This window comes from Collinsella sp. AM33-4BH, assembly GCF_003469205.1.
Lineage (GTDB): Bacteria > Actinomycetota > Coriobacteriia > Coriobacteriales > Coriobacteriaceae > Collinsella.
In genome coordinates this window covers 19455-43799 of sequence record NZ_QSIN01000008.1, presented here as the reverse complement: position 1 = coordinate 43799, position 24345 = coordinate 19455, and the positions used below count along the sequence as shown (strand labels likewise).

Here is a 24345-nt window from a genome sequence, read left to right as displayed (position 1 = left end):
ACGTGCGACGCCGTCGATTTTCATACAATGGGCGCAGCAAAACGCAAGGTAAAACGCCTTGTGATCAACTACGCCCGATGTCCAGATGCGGGCGAGGGAGAGGAGCAAACGCTCATGGCACTTGTTACCACCGAAAAGATGCTCAAGGACGCTCAGGCCGGCCACTACGCCGTCGGCGCGTTCAACGTCGAGAACCTCGAGTTTGTTATGGCCGTTCTGGCCGCTGCCGAGGAGACCAAGTCCCCCGTCATCATGCAGACCACCCCGGGCACCATCAAGACCGCTGGCCTGGATTACTTCTACGGCATGGTCAAGGCTGCCGCCGAGCGCGCTTCCGTGCCCGTCGCTCTGCACCTCGATCACGGCGATGGCTATGACCGCTGCATGCAGGCTTTCCGCACTGGCTACACCTCTGTCATGATTGACGGCTCGCACGAGTCCTTCGAGGACAACATTGCCCTGACCAAGTCCGTCGCCGACGCTGGCCGCGCCATGGGCGTGCCCGTCGAGGCCGAGCTTGGCAAGGTCGGCGGCAAGGAGGACGACGGTCCCGCGGTTGAGGGCGAGAGCCCCTACACCGATCCGGCCGAGGCCAAGGAGTTCGTCGAGCGCACTGGCTGCACCTCCCTCGCTATTGGCGTTGGCACCAGCCACGGCGTGTACACGAGCGATCCGCACATCGAGCAGTCCGTGGTCAAGGCCATCCGCGACGCCGTCGACGTGCCGCTGGTTCTGCACGGTACCTCCGGTGTGCCCGATGAGCAGGTTGCCGAGGCCGTGAAGAACGGCATCTGCAAGGTCAACTACGCCACCGAGCTGCGTCAGGCCTACACCAAGGGCTTCATGGCCTACATGGCCGAGAACCCCGCCTGCTTCGATCCCAAGAAGCCGGCCAAGGAGGGCATGCGCGAGATCACCGAGCTGGTTAAGATCCGCATGACCAACCTCAACTCTGTGGGCAAAGCAGAGTAACAGCAAGGGCACTCCGACTCGCTACATATCCCGGGGAGGGACGAGGGCTTAGTTCCCCAATCGTCCTCGGGCATGCAAAAAGCCTCGCTGCGCACTTCGTGCGGCGAGGCTTTTTGCCTCCTGCGGAAAGATTAGAGAACTAACCCCTCGTCCCTCCCCGGTTGACCTACTCGAGGTCGTCGCCCTTGTGGTGTTAGGTCTGAAAATAATAAGAAGCCTTCGCGCTGCGGAATGATTTTGGAAACTAAGTACGGGGACCCGCCCAAACCGTCCTGCTCAATCGCCCTTGTGGTGTTGGGGCTGAAAGGGTGGGACGCGTGGGTTATTTGGTTGTTAGGGTTAGTAGGTCGTTGGGGGTTTTGAGGTTGTAGGTGGCGTTTGGGATATCTTGGTGTGATCCCCATGCTGCTCGGGCAAAACTGACCCCTGCCGAAGTTGCGCATTGTTCGTCGTAGACGGTGTCGCCAACGTAGACGACGTTGCCAGGATTCGCGCCCGCACGTCGGAGATATTCGAGCATGGGTGCGGGTGCGGGTTTATGTTCGGTTGTGTCTTCGACAAGGATGATGTGCTCAAAATACTTATCGAAATCAAGGGGTGCAATTTCTTTTGCGTATTCGTCGCGCGCACGTGAGGAGACGATGCCAAGTTTGCAGCCGCTATCGGCGAGTGTTGCGATGACTTCAAGCAAACCTGGAAACACGCTGATGGTGCTTTTAAAGCTGGCGGCAACTTGGCACCAGCGATCCAACGTTGCCTGCGAGTAGATCCCAAGTTTCTCAAGGGCATCCTTGCCGGGTATGCCGAGGGCAAAGTCAAGCTCGTGTCGGGAAAGCGTTTTGCTGGTCTCTTCTTGGACAATCTGGACAAGCGATGACAGAACGCTTTCTTCTGTATCTGCCAATGTCCCATCAACGTCAAATACGATATGGTCAAAGTGCTTCATATGATTGCTCCTCTCTGTTGTTTGCCTGCAAGTTTGATGCAGTGACAGAAGAAGGGCTAGCGGGATTTCTGCCTGGTGCTATCGAGATTCTGCCTCGCTGCTCGATAGCTCGAAGGAGTGCATCCCATTTGTTCTTTAAATACCTGGCCAAGATGGCTTGCTGTCGCAAAGCCGCATTGGCGCGCGACTGTCTGGACCGTTCGCGTGGTGTGTGCCAAAAGTTCGCAAGCACGGTTTACGCGGTATGCGCGCAGATATGCCGCCGGGGTCGTTCCTGCGCAAGCTTCGATAATGCGGTAACACTCTCTTTCGCTTACGCCGGCTGCAGATGCCATCTGGGGCACATCTATAGCGGCTGCATAGTTTGCGCGGATAAAGTCCAGGATTGCCTTGAACTGTACGTCGCGGCTGGTCATCCAAGAGGCGCCGTCGGAAGAAAAGAGCGGTTCGGTCTTGGCGTTAATCTGAATCCAGAGCTCTGACAAACTATTTCGAAGCGCCATCTCGTTCTGCGGCTGTTGAAGGTCGTGGCTAAAGGAGCTCTTCAGCAAATCGATAAAGGGCATATCGTCGGGATTGGTGGGCGACCATTTGAGCACATCGACGCCTCGACATTGAAGCAATGGGTTGATGTAGCGCTTTTGGAGACGTCCCGCGGGATCGCCGAGCATCGACGGCTGAAAGATATGCAGCATTTGAATGGCTGGCGCCGAATTGGGTGATTGCAGCGTGCTGTGCAAAACGCCGCCGTTGATAAAGCCGGCGGACCCTTCCTCAAAGCGTACGTGCTCATGAGCCGCGTGCGTTCGATAGTCAATCGCTCCCTGCTCCATGTAGAAAAGCTCAACTTCGGAATGCCAGTGCCAGGGGACGGAATTGCCCGGATAGCGAGCGAATTCTGCGCGTTCGGCAATATAGGGCCAGTCTTCGGCGGTCTCGGGAAACGCTTCCTCGCGTCCTCCGCGGTGCAATTCTATGTGATCCATGTTTCGCATGGCATCAGTATAAAGCGCGATGGGCTTAGATTGCTCTTGCCTGTTCGGGGAACGCCTTGTCTAGGGATGCTTGGAGCTTTTCGAAGGAAGCTCGTAAGTTGAGGCTCTGATCGGCTGAGCGCTTGGTTTTTGTGGTGGGGGAGTCGAGGAGACCGTTTCTCTGTGTCGGGGGGAAGGAGAAAAGGTTTGCATGTTTTAGGGATGGCTGCTGTGCTGCGTCATTGGAAGAATACATGCTTATGCGGCCTCCTCGATGTCCACCAAAAGATTGCGCGCGGGGTTTGCTGCTAGGTCCCGTGCGTTGGCAGTATTATGCCGCGGCCGTCGCAAAGAAGCGCTAAAGAAAGGCTTAACCTGGTTTGGTGTAACCATGAAACCGCAGGTCAAGGCTATTGAGTAACACTCTTGAAAGGTTTTGAGCTTAAGGGCTTTCTAAGGTTTGTGGCGTAGACGTGGCGCGGACGTGCGGAGCGTGTGAATGCTCGCTGTTAGCGTTGCGGCTCTGCGGCACGCACCTGCTCGATGACCTTTTCCATCGTGGCGTCGATGCGGTCTTTTTTGAGATCGCATTCCCAGATGGTTATGGGTGTCCAGCCCATTTGAGTGAGTGCTGCCACGGCAGCGCGGTCGCGCTCGACGTTGCGACGGAACTTTGCCTCCCAAAACTCAACGTTACGCTTGGGCTGGCTGGGATTGCACTTGGGGCAGCGATGCCAAAAACAGCCGTTGACGAAGATGGCGATCTTGCGCCCGGGAAAGGCGATATCCGGCTTGCCGGGCACCTTCCATTCCAGACGGTATCCCGTAAGGCCTGCAGCCCGCAGACGCTGGCGTACGAGCAGCTCAGGCTTGGTGTTGGCGCGCTTGTTGCCCTTCATGGACTTTTTGATGGCGGCGCGACGGCGGACCAGTTCGCGCTCGTCAGCGGAGAGGTCCGAGGTATCGATGCCGTCGAGCAGACCTGGTTTGGGGCGTTTTTTGCTACGGCGCTTAGGTGCGCGCTTGGGTTTGGCGGTGGGTTTGTCGGCTGTGTTGGGCGCGGCGTCATCAGCGGAGCTTGCCTCAAGCCGGTCTTCCTTCAGCTCAATCAGGGCATCGATGAGCCCCTTGTCTGCGGGCATCCATTCCACCGTGGCAAGCGAGGTGCGCGGAATCCAGCGGATATCAAGCTGGCGGTCGTGCTTCTGAGGCTCATCGGATTCATCGGCGAGCGAGCAGTAGTAACACTCCATTGAGAGATGAAAATCGGGGTAGTCATACTCAACGGTGTAGAAATCACGCAGGTTGGTGACTTTTACCTGTAGCTCTTCCATAAGCTCGCGGCGCACGGCGTCTTCTGGCGTCTCACCGCGCATGAGCTTGCCACCGGGGAACTCCCAAAGTCCCTGCATGTCGCCATAGCCGCGCTGCACAGCCAGTAGCTCGTCGGATCCTTCCTTGCGAATGATCCCGGCGGCAACATGAACAGTCTTCAACAGGAGTCCTCTCTCAACATCAACACGTGGCAGACTACGCTTACCTTACGCAACGGTAAGGCAAGCGTAAGCCATATCGATGGTAGCCGACTCGGCTTCTTGCGACTATAGATGCCGTAGACTAATTGCAAGAAAGGACTCGGTATGCAAACCATGCAAGCAGCGACCCCGGTACTGGAGGTCGCGCATCTCGAAAAGGTATATGGAGCGCTGGGCAACGTGACCCGCGCGCTCAACGACGTCAGCTTTACCGTCAACCGCGGCGAATTCGTCGGTATCATGGGTGCCTCGGGCTCGGGCAAGTCGACGCTGCTCAACTGCGTGTCGACCATCGATGCCGCCACGAGCGGCACCATCCGCATCAACGGCCAGGACGTGACGCGCATGAAACAGGCCAAGCTTTCGCAGTTCCGCCGCGAGGAGCTCGGCTTTATCTTCCAGGACTCCAACCTGCTCGATACGCTCACGGCACGCGAGAACATTGCCCTGCCGCTCACCATCGCCCGCACAAACTCGGCCGAAATTTCGACCCGCGTGCAGGATGTAGCCGCGCGTCTGTCTATCAGTCAGGTGCTCGACAAGTATCCCTACCAGATGTCCGGCGGTCAGCAACAGCGCGTTGCCGCGGCTCGCGCGCTCGTCACCGACCCCACTATGATTATGGCCGACGAGCCCACCGGCGCCCTCGATTCCAAGAGCGCCCGCTTGCTGCTCGAGAGCCTGGAGGCGCTCAATCGCCGTCTGCGCGCCACCGTGCTCATGGTCACGCACGACAGCTTTGCCGCCAGCTACACGAGCCGTGTGCTGTTTATCCGCGACGGCAAGATTTTCACTGAGCTGCGCCGCGGCGACACCGACCGCCGAGAGTTCTTCGACCGCATTATGGAGGTCGTTGCCATGATGGGCGGTGAGGGCTCCGATGCTCTGTAAACTCGCTTGGGGCAACGTCCGCCGCGCCGGCCGCGATTACCTTGTCTACTTGCTGACGCTCACCCTGGGCGTCACGGTCTTCTATGCCTTCAATACCGTCTCGATGCAGGTCGACATTGCCGGCATCAAGGAGGAGGGACTGTCCGAGCTCATGGGCAGCATGCTCGGCTACCTGACGTACTTTTTGGCCGGCGTCATGGCCTTTTTGATGGTGTATGCCAACAACTTCATTATGAAACGCCGCAAAAAGGAGTTCGGCCTGTACCAGGTGCTCGGCATGCGCCGCGGGCGCGTCGCCACGATCATGGCGCTCGAGACCGTATTTGTTTCGGTCGGCGCGTTTGTCGCCGGCATTGTGCTGGGCGTGGGGCTCTCCCAGCTCATGACATTCTTTACCGCTTCGCTCTTTAAGACGCAGATCGCCGATTTTCACTTCTTCTTCTCGGTGCATGCGTTCAATCTGACCCTTGCCTGCATGCTCGTGATGTTTGTGCTCACGCTACTGCTGAACCTTCGCGCCGTGCGTCGCACCAGGCTCATTGAGCTCATGGGTGCCGAGCGTCGCAACGAGAGCATCAAGACGCGCAACCCCTGGATCGCGATTGCCATCTTTGCCGTGGGCGTGGCGCTTGTGGGCGTGGCCTATTACCGTCTGCTACGTGATGGGTTCCCGCTGACTGCGACGGACAGCAAGCTGCAAGAGGCCATGAGCCAGTTTGGCATTACGACCGCTATGGTTACAGTGGGTACCTTTGCGCTGTTCTGGGGACTCTCGGGCATGCTCATCAAGCTGCTGCAGAGCCTGCGCGGCGTGTACTGGCGCGGCCTCAACATGTTTACCGTGCGCCAGCTTGCGGCCAAGGTCAACACGGTGTGCTTTTCGATGGGCGTCATCGCGATGATTCTGTTTTTGGCCATTACCTCGGTGACCTGCGGTATGTCGATTGCCAACGTGATGAACGAAAACCTGGAGCGCTATAACCCTGTTGACGTGTCTCAGACGTATGTCTATTACACGCCCGAAACGCTCGACTACTACAAGGAGTATGTCAATCCGTCTGAGGCCGATCGCATGGTGCTGGCCGATGCAACGGTCGATTTGTACGCTGCATGGCATGGCGATCGTAAAGATCCCGATAACGTTGCAGACGGTATTAAGGGCAAGTCGGCGGACAACAACGACGAGACCGGCAAGAAGGTCAATATCGCCGATGTTGCCGGTGAACATGTGCAGATCGATTCGTATCTGAGTTACCCGCTTGGCGGCTCGGGCCCCTCGGTGGTGGCGGGTGAGATGTGCAAGGCCATGGGCGAAAAGCTTCCCAAGGCGCTTGAGGGAAGCAACGCCGATGCGATGGGTCTGTTTGTGACGCCGGCGAGCCAGTACAACAAATTGCGCCAGATGATGGGCGAGGAGCCGGTGAGCATTGGCCGGGACCAGTACTTGCTTACGTGTGATATGGGCGGTGAGCTGGGCGACCTGTACACCAAATACATGGCCGGCGGCCATGCCCTCACCTTGGGCGGGCATGAGCTCAAGCCCGCAACCGATAAGTCGGACGAGGACACGGCGGCCATCGCCAACTCGGCGATGGGCAGCAATCCCGGTACCGTGGTCGTAGCCGATGAACTGCTGTCCCAGCTTAACCTGCAGCCGTATTCCAGTAATCTGCTCGTTAACTACAAACAGGGGATGGATACGACCGAGGCAGACGAGAGCATTAAATACACCTTGCTCGACAATCTGCTCGTTGACGGCAAGGAGCCGGGGTCGTGGGGAGTCTTCATCACGCGTTCCGAGATGTACACGCAAGCAGCGCAGATGAACGGCATGATTAGCTATCTGGCCATCTACATTGGCTTTGTACTGGTCGTTGCGTGCGCGGCAATCCTATCGATCCAGCAGCTCTCCAATGTGGCCGACGGCAGCCGCAGCTATCGTGTGCTGGCACAGATCGGCTGTGACGACCGCCAGATTCGCCATTCGGTGATGGCGCAGCAAGCGGTATTCTTTCTGTTCCCGCTGGCAGTGGGCCTGGCGCACTCCTTTGTGGCGCTCAAGGTGATCATCGAGCTGGTGAGCGTATTCGGCGATATGAGCATCGGCGGCACCGTGGGCCTCACCTGCGCGATTTTCCTGGCGGCCTATGGTGGCTACTTCCTGGTAACGTACCTCATGAGCGCCGGCATGGTACAAGCTGCCATCGCCACCCGCTACAGCGAGTAACAAGCGGCAAAACCGCCGCAAAACCAGAGCGAACGATCGCCGCGAAGGGAGCTGGGCTCCTTTCGCGGCGGTATTTTGCGTATCTAGAGCATCTCAGATGCAAGTGAGTAGGCTTTTTTGGATCTGCCGAGCACATCGCGGCAAGCGCTCAATAAAATCGCAGGTCAGGGCTGTGGCGTTTTGAGGTGTGCTCGGCATCCCGCCAAAAGACTACTCACTTGGTTTTACTGCTAGAAAACCGCCGCGAGGGAAAGTAGCTCCCTCGCGGCGGTTTTTTGCGTTTACCCAGATAAAACCTGCCAAAATAAACCTGTCCCTTTTTGGCAGGTTATCGCTTCCAAAAGTGGAGGATGAGCGTCGTGCGGTTTTGCTGCTCGGTTTTGACCAGGATGTTGTGGATGTGGGTCTTGACGGTGCCCACGGCAAGGAATAGCTCGTCAGCGATCTCTTGGTTCGACTTGCCCAGCACAACCAAGCGCATGACTTCGGCCTCGCGGTTGGAGAGCCTGTAGGCGTTGCGATAGAAGGGCATTTGCTCTTCGATGTGTCGATCAAGATCGCTGACGTTCTTTTCCTCGGGCGCCTCCTGCATGCGGATTGAAAGCACGTGGTAGGCATAGATGATCAGCAGAATCGCAAAGTAGCACGCAAAGATGTTCTCGCTAAAGTTGCGCTCGGATAGATAAAGCTGCAGCCAAGAGGGCGCCAGACTCATGGGGATGACAAGGATGTTGTAGAAATCCTCGGCAACGATGCAACCGACCAGAATAGCGCCGATAATCAGGTGCTTTCGCTGGTTGTTAACGCGTGACTTCAGCTCAACCTCTGTACTCTTATGAGCCGTCCAAAAGATATACAGTCCAACAAAGACAAGGAATGCCTGGCGTATCGTGTAGTAGATCCACTGACGCATGGGGCCGGAGGGGACTGCGACGATAGCCAGCGACTCGCACAGCAAAAACGTTAAGACGGGGATAGCGAACTGCTTTTTAGAATGCTTATCGAGCAAGTCCATGGCAATCAGCCAAATAAAAGCCTGTGAAGCGGTCGCCACAAGGGTCCGCAACACAGGCATGGTAATTGAGTAATAGTCGCTGGCCGGAAAACTCTCGTTTTGCAACGTGTATTCAAAAAAGAAGATCTCAGTCATTTCGATGGCGTAGCAAATAAAAACGCCACTGCCATAGATAAAGAAGCGTCGACGGGACGAGGCATAGGCGGCAAGCGAAAGCACTGCCGTCACAATACAAATCAGGAGAATCGCTAGGGTATAGAAGAACATCAGGGTGTTCATCTGTCACCGTCCCTTCTCATTTCACCTATGGCCGAGCCATGTGTGCCTTGTGGGATATAGACGTCTCAACCCTTCGTTCCATTGCGGATTAAACGCCAAGATACAGCATAGCCGTATACCGTTCGCGGTTCCAGACGGTAAACCCCCTGTAAACTCTTGACCTGCGGGTTTATATTGGATTAGAGAGGGTGTAACTCCGTGAACGGTCTTTAATCCCGAATAAACTAGGTAAAAATTGCATACGGGTGAATGATGGTCTTGTCAACACGAGGCGTGATGTTCGAGCGCCTCATAGTTAATAGTCGGCAAGACCGGCGGAAAGGAAATCGATATGGCACTGCCTAAGGATTTCATCGACACCAACGACTTCACCAAAGAGCAGATCCTGGCTATCGAGGATCTTGGCCTGGCAATGAAGAAGGCCATCAAGGTTGACGGTTATTATCCGCACCTGCTCCGCAACAAGAGCCTTGGCATGATCTTCCAGCAGGTCTCCACCCGCACTCGTCTTTCCTTCGAGACCGCTATGACCGACCTCGGCGGCCACGCTCAGTTCTATGGCCCTGGCACCATTCAGCTCGGTGGCCACGAGTCCCTGGGCGACACCGCTCGCGTCATGGGCGACCTGCTCGACATCATGATGGCTCGCGTTGACCGTCACAAGGACGTCGTCGGCCTCGCCGAGGGCTCCGCTGTGCCCGTCATCAACGGCATGTCCGAGTTCAACCATCCCACGCAGGAGATGGGCGACCTCATGACCATGCTCGAGAACCTCCCCGAGGGCAAGAAGATCGAGGACTGCACCCTGGCCTTCATCGGCGACGCCACCCAGGTCTGCGTCTCCCTCATGTTCATCGCCTCCAAGGTCGGCATGAAGTTTGTCCAGTTTGGACCTAAGGGCCACCAGATCCCCGACGGCGGCCTGCACGTTGGCACCGTCGAGGAGCGCGCCGAGTTCGGCAAGCAGATGATGGCCATCGCCGAGGAGAACTGCAAGGTCTCCGGCGGCTCTGTCGTCATCTCCGACGACATCGAGTGCATCAAGGGCGCCGACTTCATCTACACCGACGTGTGGTATGGCCTGTACGACGAGGAGGTCTCGGGCGAGAACTACATGGACGTGTTCTATCCCAAGTATCAGGTCACCATGGACATGATGAACTTCGCCGGCCCCAACTCCAAGTTCATGCACTGCCTGCCGGCCACCCGCAACGAGGAGGTCGTCGACGAGGTCATGGACGATCCCGAGCGCTCCCTGTGCTGGGTCGAGGCCGAGAACCGCAAGCACTCCATCCGTGCTCTCCTTGCCGCCCTGGGCAAGCGCACCCCGCTCAACGACGAGGGTGTCGAGTACTCCGCCAAGGCTGAGCTCCACGCCGCTCTCGAAGCTCTCGAGCAGCTCTAAGCCTTAAGCCTGCTAAACGCACGTTTGCGGGCGGCGGATGCTCGTCTCCTGTCGCCCGCTCACCGAGGCCCAAGCAATTGCCTTAATACCTTAGGGCCTCGGATCTGTCCAAGACTGAGCGAAGGAGCTCATCATGAGCGACGGAAAGAAAAAGCTTTCCTTTTTGACGGTCATTTCGACCATCATCTGCGTCGTCTTCGTTTGCGAGGCCGCCGCTCCTGCTGCTGCCATTGGAAACCAGCAGTTCTTCTGGTGGATCTTCCTGATCCTGACCTTCCTGCTTCCCTACGGCATGGTTGTCGCCGAGCTCGGTACCACCTATGACGGCGAGGGCGGCATTTACGACTGGGTACGCGATGGCCTGGGCGACAAATGGGGCGCCCGCATCTCGTACTACTACTGGGTCAACTACCCGCTGTGGATCGCCTCGCTGGCTACCATGTTCCCCGACATTTTGGGCATGGTCTTTGGCGTCGAGTTCAACTTGATCGCCAAGATGGGTATCGATCTTGCCTTTGTGTGGATCGTCTACCTCATGGGCCGCTCCAAGGCGGCCGACTCCGAGTGGGTCCTTAACGGCGGCGCCATCATCAAGGTCGCCGTCGCCGTTATCGTTGGCGCTTTGGGCATTTGGTATGCCATGGAGAACGGTTTTGCGAACGACATGTCCGCTGCCACCTTCCTGCCCGAGCTCACCAACACCAACGCTCTCGGCTACCTGTCGATCATCATCTTTAACTTCATGGGCTTCGAGGTCATCTGCACCATGACCGACGACATGGCCGATCCCGCTCGCGATATCCCCAAGGCTATCATCGTCGGTGGCCTGTCCATCGCCGTGATCTACCTGTTCGCTGGCTTTGGCATCGGCGCTGCGGTGCCGGCCGATTCCATCGACCCCGACTACGGCATGATCGTCGCAGTCCAGACCATGGTGGGCGACTCCATGATCTTCAAGGTCATCTGCATTGCCTTCCTGATCACCCTGTTCGCCAACATGGCTGCCTGGTCCTTCGGCGTCAACTCTGTTGCTCGCTATGCTGCCGAGCACGGCAACATGCCCAAGGTCTTCGCCTCGATGATCTCGGATGACGACATGCCCAACGGCGCCAACCTGGTCAACGCCATCGTTGCCTCCCTGGTGCTGTGCCTGCAGCTCGTGCCCATCGACGCCATCTCCAACGGTGTCTTCTGGATGCTCTTCGGCACCTCCGTCGTCTTCCTGCTGCTCACCTATATCCCGATGTTCCCGGCGTTCCTCAACCTTCGTAAGAACGACCCCAACCGCGAGCGCATCTTCACGTTCCCGTTTAAGGGTGCCATGATGAAGGTCATGCTGGCCATCCCTTGCATCGAGCTGATCCTGGCCATCGTTGCAACGCTGGTGCCGCTCTCTGCCGCTGAAATTGGCGACAAGCTCCCGATGATCGTTATCTTCATCGTGCTTCTGCTCATCGGCGAGGTTGTCCGCGTCGTCAGCGCCAAGGGCCGCGAGACCGAGTACAAGGGCCTCACTCCCGAGCTGGCAGCTCAGCGTCTCGCTGAGGAGGCCGCCGAGGCCGAGGAGAACTAGGGCACCCGGTTCTGGGGCTCCAACCCTCCTCGCGTACCAACGTGCGCTTCGTCGGGCTTGTCGCTCCCGACTCCGGGCACTCTAGCTTCTTCGGAGACGTGCCCAAGCGACAGGTTTGCTAACCATTCCCCGGGGTGGGTGTGAGCGATAGCTCCGGTAACCACCGCCCACCCCAATCTCTCTTCCGTATCCTTCGTGCGTTTTGTCTCCGCGCACTTGGTTACGTCGTCGCTTGCCGGTGCGACTCCGTGAAAACCGGCGCCGGGCGCCCCGACCTTTGCCGGGGAACGGGCGCCTACCATCTCTTGGTTTTAGGCTGCGGGTAACCCGCCCGCAGCAAGCGATCGTTCGATTTGGAGGAAATCTTATGCGTACGATCACCGAGTCCGAGTCCACCCCCAAGGCCGACGGCTTCTTTATGCCCGCTGAGTTCGCCCCGCAGGATCGCGTGTGGATGGGTTGGCCCCACCGCACCGACACCTGGGCCCACGGCGCCAAGCCGGCTCAGAAGCAGTATGCCGCCATCGCCCGCGCCATCGCCGAGTTCACCCCGGTTACCATGTGCGCCAACCAGGTCGACTATGCCAACTGCAAGGCCGTCTTCGAGGAGGACGAGAACGTCACCGTCATCGAGATGACCACCGACGACGCCTGGTTCCGCGACACCGCCGCCACCTACGTCATCAACGGCAAGGGCGAGAAGCGCGCCAACCACTGGCACTTCAACGCTTACGGTGGCCTTGTGGATGGCCTCTATTTCCCGTGGGACAAGGACGAGCAGATCGCCCTTAAGATGGCTGAGCTCTCCGGCTGCCGTCGCTATCGTCCCGATGACATGATCCTCGAGGGCGGCTCCATCACCGTCGACGGCGAGGGCACCCTTGTCGTGACCGACCAGTGCCTGCTTTCCCCGGGCCGCACCTGCTCTGCGGTTCTGGAGGAGGAAGAGGATCCCGAGTCCATCTGGCCCAAGTTCCACAAGAAGTTTGAGCCCTGGAGCGAGGAGCTTCGCGCCTATATGGACGAGCACCTCAAGGATTACCTGGGTGTCGAGAAGGTCATCTGGGTCAAGGAGGGCATCGACCCCGAGGAGACCAACGGCCACATCGATGACGTCGCCACGTTCATCGCTCCGGGCGTCATGGCCTGCATCTGGACCGACGATCCCGAGTATCCGTTCTACGAGCAGTGCCACGCTGCCTACGAGACCCTCTCCAACGCCGTTGACGCCAAGGGCCGCAAGATGAAGGTCTACAAGCTCTGCATGCCCGTGAACCCGCTGTTCATGGACCAGGCTTCCTGCGACACCATCGACGCCGACGAGAACGCCGAGCCGCGCGTTCCCGACGAGCCGCTGATCGCCTCCTACATGAACTACCTGGTCACCAACCACGGCGTTATCGTCCCGCAGTACGGCGACGAGAACGACCAGCTGGCCGTTGACACGCTCCAGAAGATCTATGACGAGGTCTGGGGCGAGGGCGTCTACAAGTGCGTCGGCGTTCAGTCCGAGCAGGTCGTCTTCGGCGGCGGCAATATCCACTGCATTACGCAGCAGGAGCCGTCCGCTTAATCGTCTGACTTTCCGAGGCACCCCATCTCGCCGCTCAAACCGTCGCTCGCGTACCAAAGTACGCTTCGCTCCTCTTTCGCGGCGACCTGGGGCACCTCGAAAACCCAGCCGATCAATCGGACAATCGGCGAATCGAACCATCTTGGGGCATTGATGGTCGGCTTGCCCGATGTCTTGGTCGGTTGGGTTTTCTTTGGGCACTCCGTTGCCTCCACTTCGGAGTGCCCTTTTCTTTGATTGAGTACGCGTCTGGCCTGGGATTTTTTGCGGGTTAGGCCAATTGTTCGCTTGAATTTCCCAGGTCAGACGCGTTTTCAATTGCCGAAAGTTATCGGTCGTGAACGCGGCCGTTTTGATCGGAGTATCTATGTACCAGCGTATCGTTATCTACACGCGCCTGTTCCGCGAGCGTTGGTCCAACAAATGCATCCTCTCCTCTCTCTGGGATGGCACCTGCACCGGTGACGCGGCCTGCAACCCTACCTTGGGCTGCGCCTTCGGTACAGATGCCATCCTTTTTGCTGTAGGGGGCGCGCGCCATGGCAGGTAAAAAGTTCTCCCTGATCGAGGTCATCCTTTCGGTTATCTGCGTCGTGTTTACCATCGAGGCGGCGGCTCCGGCATCTGCCATGGGTAACGTACAGTTCTTCTGGTGGATTTTCCTTATCATTACGTTTTTGCTTCCCTATGGTCTGGTGGTGGCCGAGCTGGGTACGGCGTTTGATTCCGAGGGCGGCCTGTACGATTGGGTTCGCTTGGGCCTGGGCGACCGTTGGGGCGCCCGTTGCTCTTGGTGCTACTGGGTTAACTTTCCGCTGTGGGTGGCAAGTATCGCCTGCATGTTCCCCAGTGTCATTAATGCGGTGTGGGGTATCGAGTTTTCACTCGGGGTCCGAATTGCCATCGAGATTGCCTTTGTGTGGGGCGTCACGGTCATGGCAATGCAGCCGGTGGCGGAGGCCGATTGGGTTATGGACGGCGGCGCCGTCATCAAGGTGCTCATTACCGCTGCGGTGGGAATCGTCGGCATTTGGTTTGCCTGCAATAACGGCTTTGCCAACGACATGTCGTTTAAGACCTTCATTCCAGATCTGGGCGACACCAATTCGTTGACGTACCTATCGATTATCCTGTTCAACTTTATGGGCTTCGAAGTGGTCGCGACCTTTGCCAGCACGATGAAGAACCCGTCGCGTGATATCCCCAAGGCGGTTATTGCCGGTGGCGTGGCCATTGCGGCGATCTACATCATCTGTGGCATTGGCATTGGAGCCGCGGTTCCCACCGAGCAGCTTTCACTCGATTCGGGCATTGTGGACGCAGTCGCCGCTATGGTGGGGCGCACCCACCCGCTGACGATGGTCGTGGGCGTGGCCTTTTTGGTGACGCTGTTCGCCAATATGATCTGCTGGAGCTTTGGCGTCAACAACGTAGCGAGCTATGCCGCACGTCACGGCAACATGCCGCGCCCCTTTGCGCTGGTGTCCAAAAAGACCGGCATGCCCAACGGCTCGGCGCTCATTAACGGCTGTTTTGCCAGTCTGGTGCTGCTGCTCCAGATTCCGCTGGGTGAGGGTTCCGACGTCTTTTGGGTCTTCTTCTCGATGAACGTCGTCTTTCTGCTCATGAGCTATATTCCCATGTTCCCAGCGTTTTGGCGTCTGCGCAAGCACGATAATCGCTCGCGTGTGTTCCGTGCGCCTTTCGAGGGCAAGGTGCTCGCGGTGGCGCTTGCGATTCCCGTGGTGGAGCTCGTGCTTTCGATTGTTGCTACGATTGTGCCGCTCAACAGCTCACCTGCCGAGATGGCAAAGTTGCCGATTCTCGCGGGCGTAGTGATTGGCCTGTTATTGGGCGAGGTTTCGCGCCTCATATCGCGCCGCGGCCGAAGCGTCGACAATCCCGGCGTTGGTGCACGGGGGTCAGGTTACTTTGCACCAAAACAGTAAGCGCCGCGAGTTGCGCAGCGCTTGGTGCATCTTGGATTACTGTTCGCGGTGCTCGGGATCGGAAACGAGCTTAGGCGCAAAGAAGGGGACGTGGCCCAGATAGGGGCAGCTGTCCGAACGCTCTTCGACGACACAGGGGACGTCATTGTAGGTAAGTGAGTCGCACAGGTGGACGATGGCCTTGGCGGCAGGGGCAACGAGTATTTTGAGCGGTGCGATAGGCGCCATGGCATCTCCTTTCATCGGTGAGACACAGCTTGTTTATCTAAACGATACAGTACGTTTAATCGGTGAGTCTAATCTTGCGGCAAAGAATCTGTCAACATCCTCACGGCATCTAGACAGGGGAGGCGGGCATGAGTTTCGCGTTCTATATCTACACCACGATTATCATGGGTGTGGCTCTGGTGACCAGTGCCGTGGCATTGGTGGTTTGGCTCATGACGCACCGTCGCGACAGCCTAGTGGCCGCGGCGGGCTTTTTGCTCTACATGCTCGATATGTCGGTCATCTTTTTTGACGAGTACACTCGGCTCAAATATGACTACGCCGTTACCTTTAGCGAGCCGCTGCAGCACCCCTTGCTGCGCTGCGTGCTCGGTATTGCCATCTATGCTTGCATTGTGCTGTGGATGTTTGCACGCTTGCGCAAAAGGCCGACGTCGCGCATGCTCGGGCTCGCTATCGTGCCGTTTTCAATCTTGCAATTGCTGCTGGTGCCTCGCAGCGGCGCTGCCGGAGAGATGCAGCAGTATCTCTTTTGGCTCACGCGTGACCTGGGCAATGTAGGATGTCTTGCCTATGCCGCCTGGCATTACCGGTGCAGAGCCACTCGTGTTGAGAAGCTGGACCTCGACCGCTCAAAGCTCTTTTGGAAGGTGGCACTCGTTCTTGCGTTTTGCGTAATCGCCGAGGACACCTACATGATCTTGTTCTGCCACCCCGACTTTCAAAACCCCGTCATCAGCCTCTTTTTGTGGTATCTGTCCGAGCGCAATATCTCCGAAAACGTGCTGCTCGTGGTATGCGCGGCTCAGCTTTTTTGCCAGTTTAGCCATATCCTGCGTGTGTATGCCCGTCATCCGCGTGCCGATGAGGACGTGGCGGCCGAGAGCGCAAGCTCTGAGGACGACCTCGCATCGCGTGTGGTGATTTATGCCGACGCCCATAAGCTGTCACGGCGCGAGCAGGAAGTGCTCACACTGGTGCTGAAGGGCAACGACGCCCAAAACATCGCCAGCGAGTTGGTCATCAGCCCTGGCACGGTCAAGGCACACTTGCATCGCATCTACGTTAAAAGCGGTGTCTCCAACCGAGATGACCTCATAGATACCTTTTGGCGTTCCTAGCCCTATTCTTCCTTGCATGCGGGTCTTGCCGTGTGGGCGGGCACGCCGTTGGGCGTAATGACGCGGTAATAATCTCAGACAATAAACCTGCAGGTAAAGCGTGTAAACCTGCTTAAACTGACCGTTTGCGGTCCCTGGCCTTGGCATGGATTTGCCCCTGTGTATCAATGGGTGTAGCGCGAAGCCGCGGACGTGGGACAGACGTCCGAGCACGGCTTGTAGGCACGCGCCGATGCGGGAGCGCTACGCTCCCAACCGAGTGCCCACGCGGGCGGTGCGTCCGCGTTGCAACCAAAGATGCCTGAGGAGGCTCACATGGACAAGGCTGATGTAGTTATCAAGAGCAACGCCGTTTTTACCGGCGATGGGCTCGAGCCGTTTAAGGGCGGCGTTGCCGTGCGGGGCGATAAAATCGTTGCCTGCGGTGACGATGCCCACCTGGCACCGTTTATCGGTCCCGATACCGAGGTGCGCGACTTTGGCGACCAGCTCGTCATGCCCGGCCTGATTGACTCGCACACGCATTTTGCCCAGGGCGCGTTCATGACCGACCCCGATTTTGCCGTCAACCTCATCGACTGCACCAGTTTTGAGATGGCGATGGAACGTGTCGTGGCGTTTGCGGCCGACCATCCCGATAACGAGTGGATCCTGGGCTGCCAGATTATCCAGTTCCAGTGGGATGTCCCCGAGATGCCCACAGCCGCGATGATCGATGAGTACATCTCGGACCGCCCGGTCTTTCTGCAGCAGGTTGACCTGCATACCTTTAGTGCCAATACCTGCGCCATCAACAAGGTGGGAGTAACTTCGCAGACGCCCGATCCCGCAGGCGGCAAGATCCTTAAGGATGCCGAGGGCAATCTGACGGGCGTGTTTTCCAACAACGCCGTCGTCTTCTTTATGGACGAGGTCTACGACCCAGCGCCCGAGGTTGTTGACGCGTCGTTTGCAAAAACCGCCCGGCGCGCCAATGCCCTGGGAATCACTACGGTCGGCATGGTCAATCCTACGTTTGTGAGCATGGAAAACCCGTATGCGGTGTTGGCAGGTCTTAATGCCAAGGGCGACTTGCCACTGCGCGTGTTCCTGTACACCGATCTGTTCGAAAACGAGTCCTTAACGCTCGAGCAGATCAAGGAGAAATACGCCTTCTCGGGTACGCAGGTCGAGTGGCACGGCTTTAAGCAGTTTCTTGATGGCGTGTGCTCCGACCACACCGCTTGGATGCTTGAACCCTATTCCAACGCGCCCGATACCTGCGGTGAGCCCGCGGAGGATCCAGAGCGCATCCGTGCCGCCATTGTCAGGGCGCAGGAATGGGGCGTTGACACGCGCGTCCATACGATCGGCGATCGCTCGGTGCGTTTTGTGCTTGATTGCTTTGAGGAGGGCGAGCGCTTGCATGGTAAGCGGGGTTGCCGCCACTCCATGGAGCACAACGAGACGGTTGAGCCCGAGGATCTGCCGCGCTATGCCGAGCTGGGTATATGCCCTGGTATGCAGCCGTGGCACATGCTGCTCGATATGGCTGACCTTGCCAAGGACGATGCCGTGGGCCCCGAGCGTGCTGCGCTTTCGTGGCCCCTGCATAGCCTGCTTGCCAGCGGTGCCGTGGTGCACCTGGGCAGTGACTTCCCCGTTGTGGGCTTGGAGCCCATGGAGGAGGTGTACGGCGCGGTCTTCCGCATGCTCGAGGACGGCTCCAACCCAGAAGGGTGGTTCCCGCAGGAGCGCATCACCATGGCCGAGGCCCTGCGCGCCTACACCTACGGCAGCGCCTACGCCATGCATGCCGAGGATCGCATCGGTACGCTCGCATGCGGCAAACAGGCTGATATCTGTGTGCTCGACCGTAACCTCTTTGACTGCGAACCGGCTGAGGTCCTCGAGGCCACGGCGTCTCTCACGATGATTGCCGGCAAGGTGGTCTACGAGGCCTAGCGGGGCTGCTGCATCGCTGGGCGGTGCCGCAGCCTGTGCGTGCCGCCCATCCATTCATGCATCCATTCATCAATCTCTCATGGAAAGGGGAGAACAATGGCAGAAGAAACGACCGCCGCTGTTGAGGAGGAGCGTGAGCTTGCCTCGCAGCCGATTCCCGGCCTGGTGCGCAAGTACACCATCATCACCGGCCAGGGTATGCTCGCCCAGATTATCATGGTGGTCCTTGAGGGCCTCGTGATGGGTTGGGGCCTGGGTGCACACGGCCTGGCCTGTGTTTCGATCATCATGTCGGTCGAGTACATTAACCTGGCCTTTGGCAACCTGTTTGGCACCGGCGTGCCCGCCGTGGTGGGCAACCTTTTGGGTGCCGGCGACATTAAGGGCGCCAGCAAGGCGTTTAGCCAGGGTTTTTGGCTTACCACGATTGTGAGTGTGCTGCTTGCTGTGGTGATGGCTGTGTTTACCGAGCCCATCTGCGCATTCTTCGGCGCCACGCCCGACATCATGGCCGATACCGTTGCCGGCGTGCGCACCTTCTCCGTGCTGCTGCCGCTCACGGTCATTGGTCAGATGGTCACCGCCGTCATGCGTGTGGACGAGAAGGTTCAGATCCAGGCCAACCTCATGACCGTGTCTGCCATCGTCGCTATCTGCTGGCTTGCGCTTTCCACGTTTGTGCTCAAGCTTGGCGTTATGGGAGCTGGTGTGTACTACGGTCTTTCCATCGGTATCTGGGCCATCGGTATCTTCTGGTTCATCGGCGGTAAGAAGTCGCAGCTCCAGATCAGCGCCGCCGACCTCAAACTCGACATGGCCATCTGCGGCCAGATCATCAAGATTGGTTTCCCGTTCTTTTTGGTGCAAGCTGCCACGTTCATCTTCAACACCGTTGCCAACTCGTTGCTTGGCCAGCTCGGCGGCGACATGGGTTCGCTCTACATCGCGGCCTTTGGTGTGATCAACGGCTACATCCTCTACATTACCATGATGGTCGCCCAGTGCTTCTCGTACGGCCTGCAGCCCATTGCCGCCTTCAACGCCGGCGCCAAGGCGTGGGCGCGCCTCAAGGAAACGCTCTCCTGCACGCTTAAGTACCAGGTCGTGACGCTTGCTGCGGTGTCTGCTGTGCTATGGGTGGCCGCAACGCCGGTCTGCGCCTTTTTTGCTGGTAGCGATCCGGCGCTCGTCGAGGTTGCCGCCAACGCCACGCGCATCGTTATCCTGGCCGTGGCCCTGGGCTATCTTGCCATGACCATGTCGATGTACTTCCAGGCGGTTGAGAAGGTGGGTATCGCCACGTTCACCGGTCTGCTCCGCTACGTGATCTGCTCCGTGCCGCTTATGTACCTGCTTGGCAACATGATGGGCGTTCAGGGTGTCTGGTTTGCCTTGGTGGCGGCTGACGCCATCACTGGTCTTATCTCCATCGCCCTCGCCGTCCGCGAATCCAAGCGACTTGCCACGCTCTAGACTCGGACACGGCCGGCCCGCGATAGTCGAATAAGTCAACTCGCCTGCAAGCCACCACAATGGGGACAGTTCCCATTGTGGTGGCTATTGTTATTTAGGGTCTGAGATTTCGGCTCTATAAATAACGTTTTTGAACTGGGCTACTAAAAGATTGTGGAAAACACTACTACAAGATTATGGAAAACGCTACTGCAAGATTATGGCAAATGATACTATACGATTATGGTAACAGCGTTATAAGGGGCGTTGATATGGCCGAGTACATTAACAGGGATTTGCATGAGTTGCTCATTCGCATGGCGGGTTGGTTTCCTGTTGTGTCGTTGACGGGGCCTAGGCAGAGCGGTAAGTCTACGCTGGTTAGGCATGCCTTTCCCGACTATTCCTATGTCACGCTTGAGGACCCCCAAACGAGGCGCGCGGCCTTGGAGGATCCGGTGAGTTTTATCCGCAACCGAAAGGGCGGACTCATCATCGATGAGGCGCAATACGCCCCGGATTTGTTCTCGATGATTCAGGTTGTTTCGGATGAGCGGGGAGACGCCGGTCAATACATCCTTACGGGATCGCAAAACTTTTTGATGATGAAAAGCATCGGCCAGTCTCTTGCCGGGCGAGTCGGGATCTTAAAATTGCTGCCATTTTCGTTTCGAGAAGCGGAGAGGGGCCAGCAGGGGCAGTTGGAAGTGGATTTGTTTGCGCTCGAAGGGGGATACCCTCGCCTGCGTTCCGCCGGAATGCCGTCCTCGGTTTATTTCCCCAGCTATATTGATACCTATGTTGAGCGCGATGTTGTGGGCTTGCTTGACGTGCGCAATAAAGCAGAGTTTCATAAGTTTCTGTCCATAATTGCCCAGAGCGCCGGTGCTCTCATTAATATATCTTCGCTTTCTCGAGATACGGGTGTGAACGTATCGACCATTAAAAGCTGGTTGTCTATCCTGGAGCAGAGCTACCTGACGTTTTCACTGCAGCCCTATTATGCAAATGCCAGGAAACGTTTGACTAAAACGCCCAAGCTTTATTTTTACGACACGGGGCTGCTCTGCTACTTGCTCAAAATTGGATCACTGGAGCAACTTTTGGAGAGCCCTTATCTGGGGGCAGTTTTCGAAAACCTCATCGTTTCCGAAACGGCGAAGAGCCATCTCAACGTGGGCGAGAATCCCGAGTTGTATTTCTATAGGGACGACGGCAAGCGAGAAATCGATTTGCTCGACTGCACAAACTCAGGGAGGCCCAAGGCTATCGAAATAAAATCATCCAGAACGTATCACGATAAGTACGCCCGCCATTTACAGGCTGTATGCGATGAGATCGACATTGCAAAAGATGCGCGCTATGTTGTGGCCCGCGTGGATTCAACGTATGAGTCGAAAGACTGTAGCGTGGTCTCGGCGCGTGATTGGCTTTTGCGATAACAAGTTCGGCGTATTAACAACTGCCGCGAAGAGGATCGGACCCCTTTCGCGGCGGTTTTTTGCCGATCCGGTGCGCCTCAGATGCAAGTGAGTAGGCTTTTTTGGATCTGTCGAGCACACCGCGACAAACGCTAAATAAAACCGCAGGTCAGAGCTGTGGCGTTTTGGAGTGTGCTCGGCCTCCTGCAAAAGGTCTACTCACTTGGTTTTTCGGCGAGAAGGCCGCCGCAAGGGCAAGCAGCTCTCCTCACGGCGGTTGGCGTTTGCCCAGATAAAACCTGCCAAAATAAACCTGTCCCTTTTGGCGTGGCTGATTGGTTTGGGCTGTTTTGGAGAAAGCCCATGAGGCGGCACTCAGGCTAATCCTGCGTGTCGCCTCCGTACATGTAGACGATAAAGCCGTCGCCGGTGTCTTGGCTGTGATCCTCCAGGATGCGTTTCATGTTGAGGTGCTCGTAGAACTGCCAGTCAGAGTTGCAGTCGCTCATCAGGAAGAACTTGGTGCACCCGGCTTTGGCGAGTTCGGCGCGCGCAAGGTCGATGAGCTCGCGGCCGAGTCCCTTGCCCTGCCACTCGGGCACAATGATGATCAGGTTGAGCTGGCCCTGGGCATACTCGTCGCCCGTGGCGGCAAAGCGATCGGCCGTGGCCTTTTCGCGACTGTCGCCAAAGAGCGAGCCCTCGAGTTTGGCATCGGCGGTCTTTGCCATCTCGGTTGCCTGGGCGAACATCTCGTCGTAGCAGGGTACCCACGTGGGGTTGGTACGCGGCTTGCCGTCCTCGAAGATACCGATGCAGCAGGCGGCGATAATGCGGCCCTCTGCCTCGGCGACGAGCGCGATGGGGGAGCGCTGCAGCTGCATGGCAATGTTGAAGCGCGCGCAGAAATCGGCAGCTTCGACGTCGCCGCGGTTGCGCAGCGTGTTGCACCACAGCTGGTTGTAGATGGCGGCGATGCCAGCCAGGTCGTCGAGCGTGGCGGCGCGCAGGGTTACGTTGTCAAGGCTCATGGAGGCTCCTTCCAAGGTGGGTCAGGCCACCTCTGAGTGTGACATGGGCGCACCGCTGCCGCATCAACCATTCGGTAGACGAGCTTCGATCTCTCGGGGACGGAGGAAAAGGGGCCACGAGCGAGGATTTTCGGACGCTTGCTCGACGAGAGTGGATAATCTCCCGCTTTTAGCGCGAACATAGGTCAAAAACGGGAGATTATCCACTCTCGTTGGAAGCGCCCGAAAATCCTCGCTCGTTATCCATTCCCTTTTTGGCTGGTTGTGCTTGCACTTTAGCGTGCGACAGCGGATAATGCCGAGCATTCGACAATGTTCTCGTTGCCATCAATTGATTGAGGAGGCCCCGCATGGCCATGGAATTTAAACGCAGGCTGCCGATCCCCATGGAGATCCGCGAGGAAATGCCGCTTTCCGCCGAGCTTACCGCTAAGAAGCAGGCATTCGACGCCGAGGTCGCCAAGGTCTTTACCGGCGAGGACGCGCGCAAGGTGCTCATCATCGGACCGTGCTCTGCCGACCGCGAGGACTCGGTCCTCGAGTACATGAACCGCCTGGCCAAAACCGCCGAGGAGGTCAAGGACAAGCTCATCATCATTCCGCGCGTCTACACCAACAAGCCGCGTACTAAGGGCACTGGCTACAAGGGCCTGCTGCACAACCCCGACCCCGAGGCGCCCGATGACCTGCTCGAGGGCGTTAAGGCCATCCGCCACATGCACCTGCGCGTCATCGAGGAGACTGGCTTCTTCACTGCCGACGAGATGCTCTACCCGTCCAACTACCAGTACCTCGTCGACCTGTTGAGCTACGTCGCCGTGGGTGCGCGCTCGGTCGAAAACCAGGAGCATCGCCTGGTGTCGAGTGGCATTTCGGTGCCGGTGGGTATGAAGAACCCCACTGCCGGTTCCACCACCGTCATGCTCAATTCCATCTACGCCGCCCAGGCGCATCAGAGCTTTATCTTCCGCAACTGGGAGGTCGAGTGCGACGGCAACCCGCTCGCGCATGCCGTCATGCGCGGCTACATCGGCCTCGACGGTCGTACCTACCCCAATTACCACTACGAGCACCTGGAGCGTCTGGCCGAGCGCTACACCGAGCACGCCGGCTATGCCAATCCGGCAGCGGTCATCGACTGCAACCACGACAACTCGGGCAAGCGTCCGCTGGAGCAGTATCGCATTTGCAAGGAGGTGCTCGACAGCTGCCGCCGCAACGAAGCCATTTCAAGGCTGGTCAAGGGCTTTATGATCGAGTCCTACCTTGAGGACGGCAACCAGCCGGTCGACGGCGGTGTCTTTGGCAAGTCGATCACCGATCCGTGCCTGGGCTGGGAAAAGACCGACTACCTCATTCACGAGATCGCGGAGCGGGTTTAGTTACGCGGGTTTTCGCTGACTCTGCCAAGACATCGGCGGTCCCGTTGCTGCCGGGCACTCATTGGGGACAGACTTAAATGAGTGCTCGCAGAATGAGAGTGGATAATCTCCCGTTTTTAAGTAGTCGTTGGGGACGTTCTTGTTTGACTGGTCGTTTAAGAACGTCCCCAATGACTACCCTGTTGGCCTTTTCCAGGCCCTGTGGGCAAAAAATGGCAAATATGAGTACTGTTGCTATCGTAGTGTCATATTGCCGGCATAAGATAATAGACATAACAGAAAATATGTTCATTAACCTTAACACATATAAGCCCGCTATAGAACTATTTGAGTAATTTAGGGGCGCTTGCAAGCCGTGCGGGCAGCATATGGGGCTGTTTTGGCTGTTACTAAAAAGGTAACAGTACTCATATTTGCCATTTTTTGC

The 24345-nt window shown here is 57.6% G+C and carries 19 protein-coding genes; 13 read left to right on the top strand and 6 right to left on the bottom strand.

All coding sequences use genetic code 11. From position 1 onward, the window contains the following. Positions 1 to 114 precede the first annotated feature (114 nt). A complete protein-coding gene (locus DW821_RS07100; RefSeq protein WP_022095149.1) occupies positions 115 to 972 on the top strand; it encodes a class II fructose-bisphosphate aldolase in 858 nt (285 codons plus the stop codon). Between the two features lie 322 nt (positions 973 to 1294). Here DW821_RS07100 and DW821_RS07095 read toward each other — a convergent pair whose 3' ends face one another. The 3 genes from DW821_RS07095 to vsr form a co-directional block, all read right to left on the bottom strand. Further along, positions 1295 to 1918, bottom strand: coding sequence for an HAD family hydrolase (locus DW821_RS07095; protein WP_118066247.1), 624 nt, complete (start codon positions 1916 to 1918; stop codon positions 1295 to 1297). A 56-nt stretch (positions 1919 to 1974) separates the two neighbouring features. Further along, positions 1975 to 2904 (bottom strand): AraC family transcriptional regulator, encoded by a 930-nt coding sequence (locus DW821_RS07090; RefSeq protein ID WP_158567555.1) that lies wholly within the window; start codon positions 2902 to 2904, stop codon positions 1975 to 1977. A gap of 497 nt (positions 2905 to 3401) precedes the next feature. Then, positions 3402 to 4388, bottom strand: a complete 987-nt coding sequence (gene vsr / locus DW821_RS10320) for a DNA mismatch endonuclease Vsr (RefSeq protein ID WP_233545843.1) — start codon at positions 4386 to 4388, stop codon at positions 3402 to 3404. A 144-nt stretch (positions 4389 to 4532) separates the two neighbouring features. On the opposite strand from vsr, the gene DW821_RS07070 reads away from it, so the two are divergent. Together DW821_RS07070 and DW821_RS07065 are read left to right on the top strand one after the other, a co-directional pair. Beyond that, complete coding sequence (locus DW821_RS07070; RefSeq protein ID WP_117583535.1) at positions 4533 to 5318, top strand: ABC transporter ATP-binding protein; 786 nt, start codon at positions 4533 to 4535, stop codon at positions 5316 to 5318. Beyond that, positions 5308 to 7545, top strand: a complete 2238-nt coding sequence (locus tag DW821_RS07065; protein WP_118066241.1) for an ABC transporter permease — start codon at positions 5308 to 5310, stop codon at positions 7543 to 7545. Before DW821_RS07070 ends, DW821_RS07065 begins: the two co-directional genes overlap by 11 nt. A 328-nt stretch (positions 7546 to 7873) precedes the next feature. Here the strand turns inward: DW821_RS07065 and DW821_RS07060 are convergent, their stop codons facing one another. Further along, on the bottom strand, positions 7874 to 8839 hold the full coding sequence (locus DW821_RS07060; protein WP_118066239.1) for a response regulator transcription factor: 966 nt from the start codon (positions 8837 to 8839) through the stop codon (positions 7874 to 7876). Positions 8840 to 9170: 331 nt separating this feature from the next. Here DW821_RS07060 and ptcA point away from each other — a divergent pair, with 331 nt between their 5' ends. The 5 genes from ptcA to DW821_RS07025 all read left to right on the top strand — a co-directional run bounded on the left by ptcA (position 9171) and on the right by DW821_RS07025 (position 15339). Continuing rightward, positions 9171 to 10244 (top strand): putrescine carbamoyltransferase, encoded by a 1074-nt coding sequence (gene ptcA, locus DW821_RS07055; RefSeq protein WP_117776864.1) that lies wholly within the window; start codon positions 9171 to 9173, stop codon positions 10242 to 10244. Between the two features lie 133 nt (positions 10245 to 10377). After that, a complete protein-coding gene (locus DW821_RS07050) occupies positions 10378 to 11817 on the top strand; it encodes an APC family permease (protein ID WP_117785928.1) in 1440 nt (479 codons plus the stop codon). Positions 11818 to 12184: 367 nt separating this feature from the next. Beyond that, positions 12185 to 13390, top strand: coding sequence for an agmatine deiminase family protein (locus DW821_RS07040; RefSeq protein WP_089572369.1), 1206 nt, complete (start codon positions 12185 to 12187; stop codon positions 13388 to 13390). Positions 13391 to 13757: 367 nt separating this feature from the next. Then, entirely contained in the window at positions 13758 to 13940 is a 183-nt protein-coding gene (locus DW821_RS07030) for a hypothetical protein (protein ID WP_117637033.1), read from the top strand. Next, entirely contained in the window at positions 13930 to 15339 is a 1410-nt protein-coding gene (locus DW821_RS07025) for an APC family permease (RefSeq protein WP_118066235.1), read from the top strand. Before DW821_RS07030 ends, DW821_RS07025 begins: the two co-directional genes overlap by 11 nt. A gap of 36 nt (positions 15340 to 15375) precedes the next feature. Here DW821_RS07025 and DW821_RS07020 read toward each other — a convergent pair whose 3' ends face one another. Further along, the gene (locus DW821_RS07020) at positions 15376 to 15567 is read right to left on the bottom strand and encodes a hypothetical protein (protein WP_117640166.1); all 192 of its coding nucleotides are present in this window, start codon (positions 15565 to 15567) and stop codon (positions 15376 to 15378) included. A 128-nt stretch (positions 15568 to 15695) separates the two neighbouring features. Between DW821_RS07020 and DW821_RS07015 the strand changes: the two genes are divergently transcribed. The 4 genes from DW821_RS07015 (at position 15696) to DW821_RS07000 (ending at position 21526) form a co-directional block, all read left to right on the top strand. Further along, positions 15696 to 16688, top strand: a complete 993-nt coding sequence (locus DW821_RS07015) for a helix-turn-helix transcriptional regulator (protein WP_117654947.1) — start codon at positions 15696 to 15698, stop codon at positions 16686 to 16688. A 315-nt stretch (positions 16689 to 17003) separates the two neighbouring features. Continuing rightward, positions 17004 to 18632 carry an amidohydrolase gene (locus tag DW821_RS07010; RefSeq protein WP_158567554.1) on the top strand — a complete coding sequence of 543 codons (1629 nt, stop codon included), beginning with the start codon at positions 17004 to 17006 and terminating at the stop codon, positions 18630 to 18632. A 96-nt stretch (positions 18633 to 18728) separates the two neighbouring features. After that, entirely contained in the window at positions 18729 to 20105 is a 1377-nt protein-coding gene (locus DW821_RS07005; RefSeq protein ID WP_089572364.1) for an MATE family efflux transporter, read from the top strand. Between the two features lie 251 nt (positions 20106 to 20356). Further along, positions 20357 to 21526 (top strand): ATP-binding protein, encoded by a 1170-nt coding sequence (locus tag DW821_RS07000; protein WP_199408051.1) that lies wholly within the window; start codon positions 20357 to 20359, stop codon positions 21524 to 21526. 359 nt (positions 21527 to 21885) lie between these two features. Here the strand turns inward: DW821_RS07000 and DW821_RS06995 are convergent, their stop codons facing one another. Continuing rightward, a complete protein-coding gene (locus tag DW821_RS06995; protein WP_089572363.1) occupies positions 21886 to 22536 on the bottom strand; it encodes a GNAT family N-acetyltransferase in 651 nt (216 codons plus the stop codon). 350 nt (positions 22537 to 22886) lie between these two features. Between DW821_RS06995 and DW821_RS06990 the strand changes: the two genes are divergently transcribed. Beyond that, complete coding sequence (locus DW821_RS06990) at positions 22887 to 23918, top strand: 3-deoxy-7-phosphoheptulonate synthase (protein WP_089572362.1); 1032 nt, start codon at positions 22887 to 22889, stop codon at positions 23916 to 23918. The last annotated feature ends 427 nt before the right edge of the window (positions 23919 to 24345 follow it).

What these genes read in the sequence shown, in the direction of transcription:
- DW821_RS07100 (WP_022095149.1), top strand. Translation starts at nt 115, where the DNA reads ATGGCACTTGTTACCACCGAAAAGATGCTCAAGGACGCTCAGGCCGGC.
- DW821_RS07095 (WP_118066247.1), bottom strand. Translation starts at nt 1,918, where the DNA reads ATGAAGCACTTTGACCATATCGTATTTGACGTTGATGGGACATTGGCA.
- DW821_RS07090 (WP_158567555.1), bottom strand. Translation starts at nt 2,904, where the DNA reads ATGGATCACATAGAATTGCACCGCGGAGGACGCGAGGAAGCGTTTCCC.
- DW821_RS07070 (WP_117583535.1), top strand. Translation starts at nt 4,533, where the DNA reads ATGCAAACCATGCAAGCAGCGACCCCGGTACTGGAGGTCGCGCATCTC.
- DW821_RS07065 (WP_118066241.1), top strand. Translation starts at nt 5,308, where the DNA reads ATGCTCTGTAAACTCGCTTGGGGCAACGTCCGCCGCGCCGGCCGCGAT.
- DW821_RS07060 (WP_118066239.1), bottom strand. Translation starts at nt 8,839, where the DNA reads ATGAACACCCTGATGTTCTTCTATACCCTAGCGATTCTCCTGATTTGT.
- ptcA (WP_117776864.1), top strand. Translation starts at nt 9,171, where the DNA reads ATGGCACTGCCTAAGGATTTCATCGACACCAACGACTTCACCAAAGAG.
- DW821_RS07050 (WP_117785928.1), top strand. Translation starts at nt 10,378, where the DNA reads ATGAGCGACGGAAAGAAAAAGCTTTCCTTTTTGACGGTCATTTCGACC.
- DW821_RS07040 (WP_089572369.1), top strand. Translation starts at nt 12,185, where the DNA reads ATGCGTACGATCACCGAGTCCGAGTCCACCCCCAAGGCCGACGGCTTC.
- DW821_RS07030 (WP_117637033.1), top strand. Translation starts at nt 13,758, where the DNA reads ATGTACCAGCGTATCGTTATCTACACGCGCCTGTTCCGCGAGCGTTGG.
- DW821_RS07025 (WP_118066235.1), top strand. Translation starts at nt 13,930, where the DNA reads ATGGCAGGTAAAAAGTTCTCCCTGATCGAGGTCATCCTTTCGGTTATC.
- DW821_RS07020 (WP_117640166.1), bottom strand. Translation starts at nt 15,567, where the DNA reads ATGGCGCCTATCGCACCGCTCAAAATACTCGTTGCCCCTGCCGCCAAG.
- DW821_RS07015 (WP_117654947.1), top strand. Translation starts at nt 15,696, where the DNA reads ATGAGTTTCGCGTTCTATATCTACACCACGATTATCATGGGTGTGGCT.
- DW821_RS07010 (WP_158567554.1), top strand. Translation starts at nt 17,004, where the DNA reads ATGGACAAGGCTGATGTAGTTATCAAGAGCAACGCCGTTTTTACCGGC.
- DW821_RS07005 (WP_089572364.1), top strand. Translation starts at nt 18,729, where the DNA reads ATGGCAGAAGAAACGACCGCCGCTGTTGAGGAGGAGCGTGAGCTTGCC.
- DW821_RS07000 (WP_199408051.1), top strand. Translation starts at nt 20,357, where the DNA reads ATGGCCGAGTACATTAACAGGGATTTGCATGAGTTGCTCATTCGCATG.
- DW821_RS06995 (WP_089572363.1), bottom strand. Translation starts at nt 22,536, where the DNA reads ATGAGCCTTGACAACGTAACCCTGCGCGCCGCCACGCTCGACGACCTG.
- DW821_RS06990 (WP_089572362.1), top strand. Translation starts at nt 22,887, where the DNA reads ATGGCCATGGAATTTAAACGCAGGCTGCCGATCCCCATGGAGATCCGC.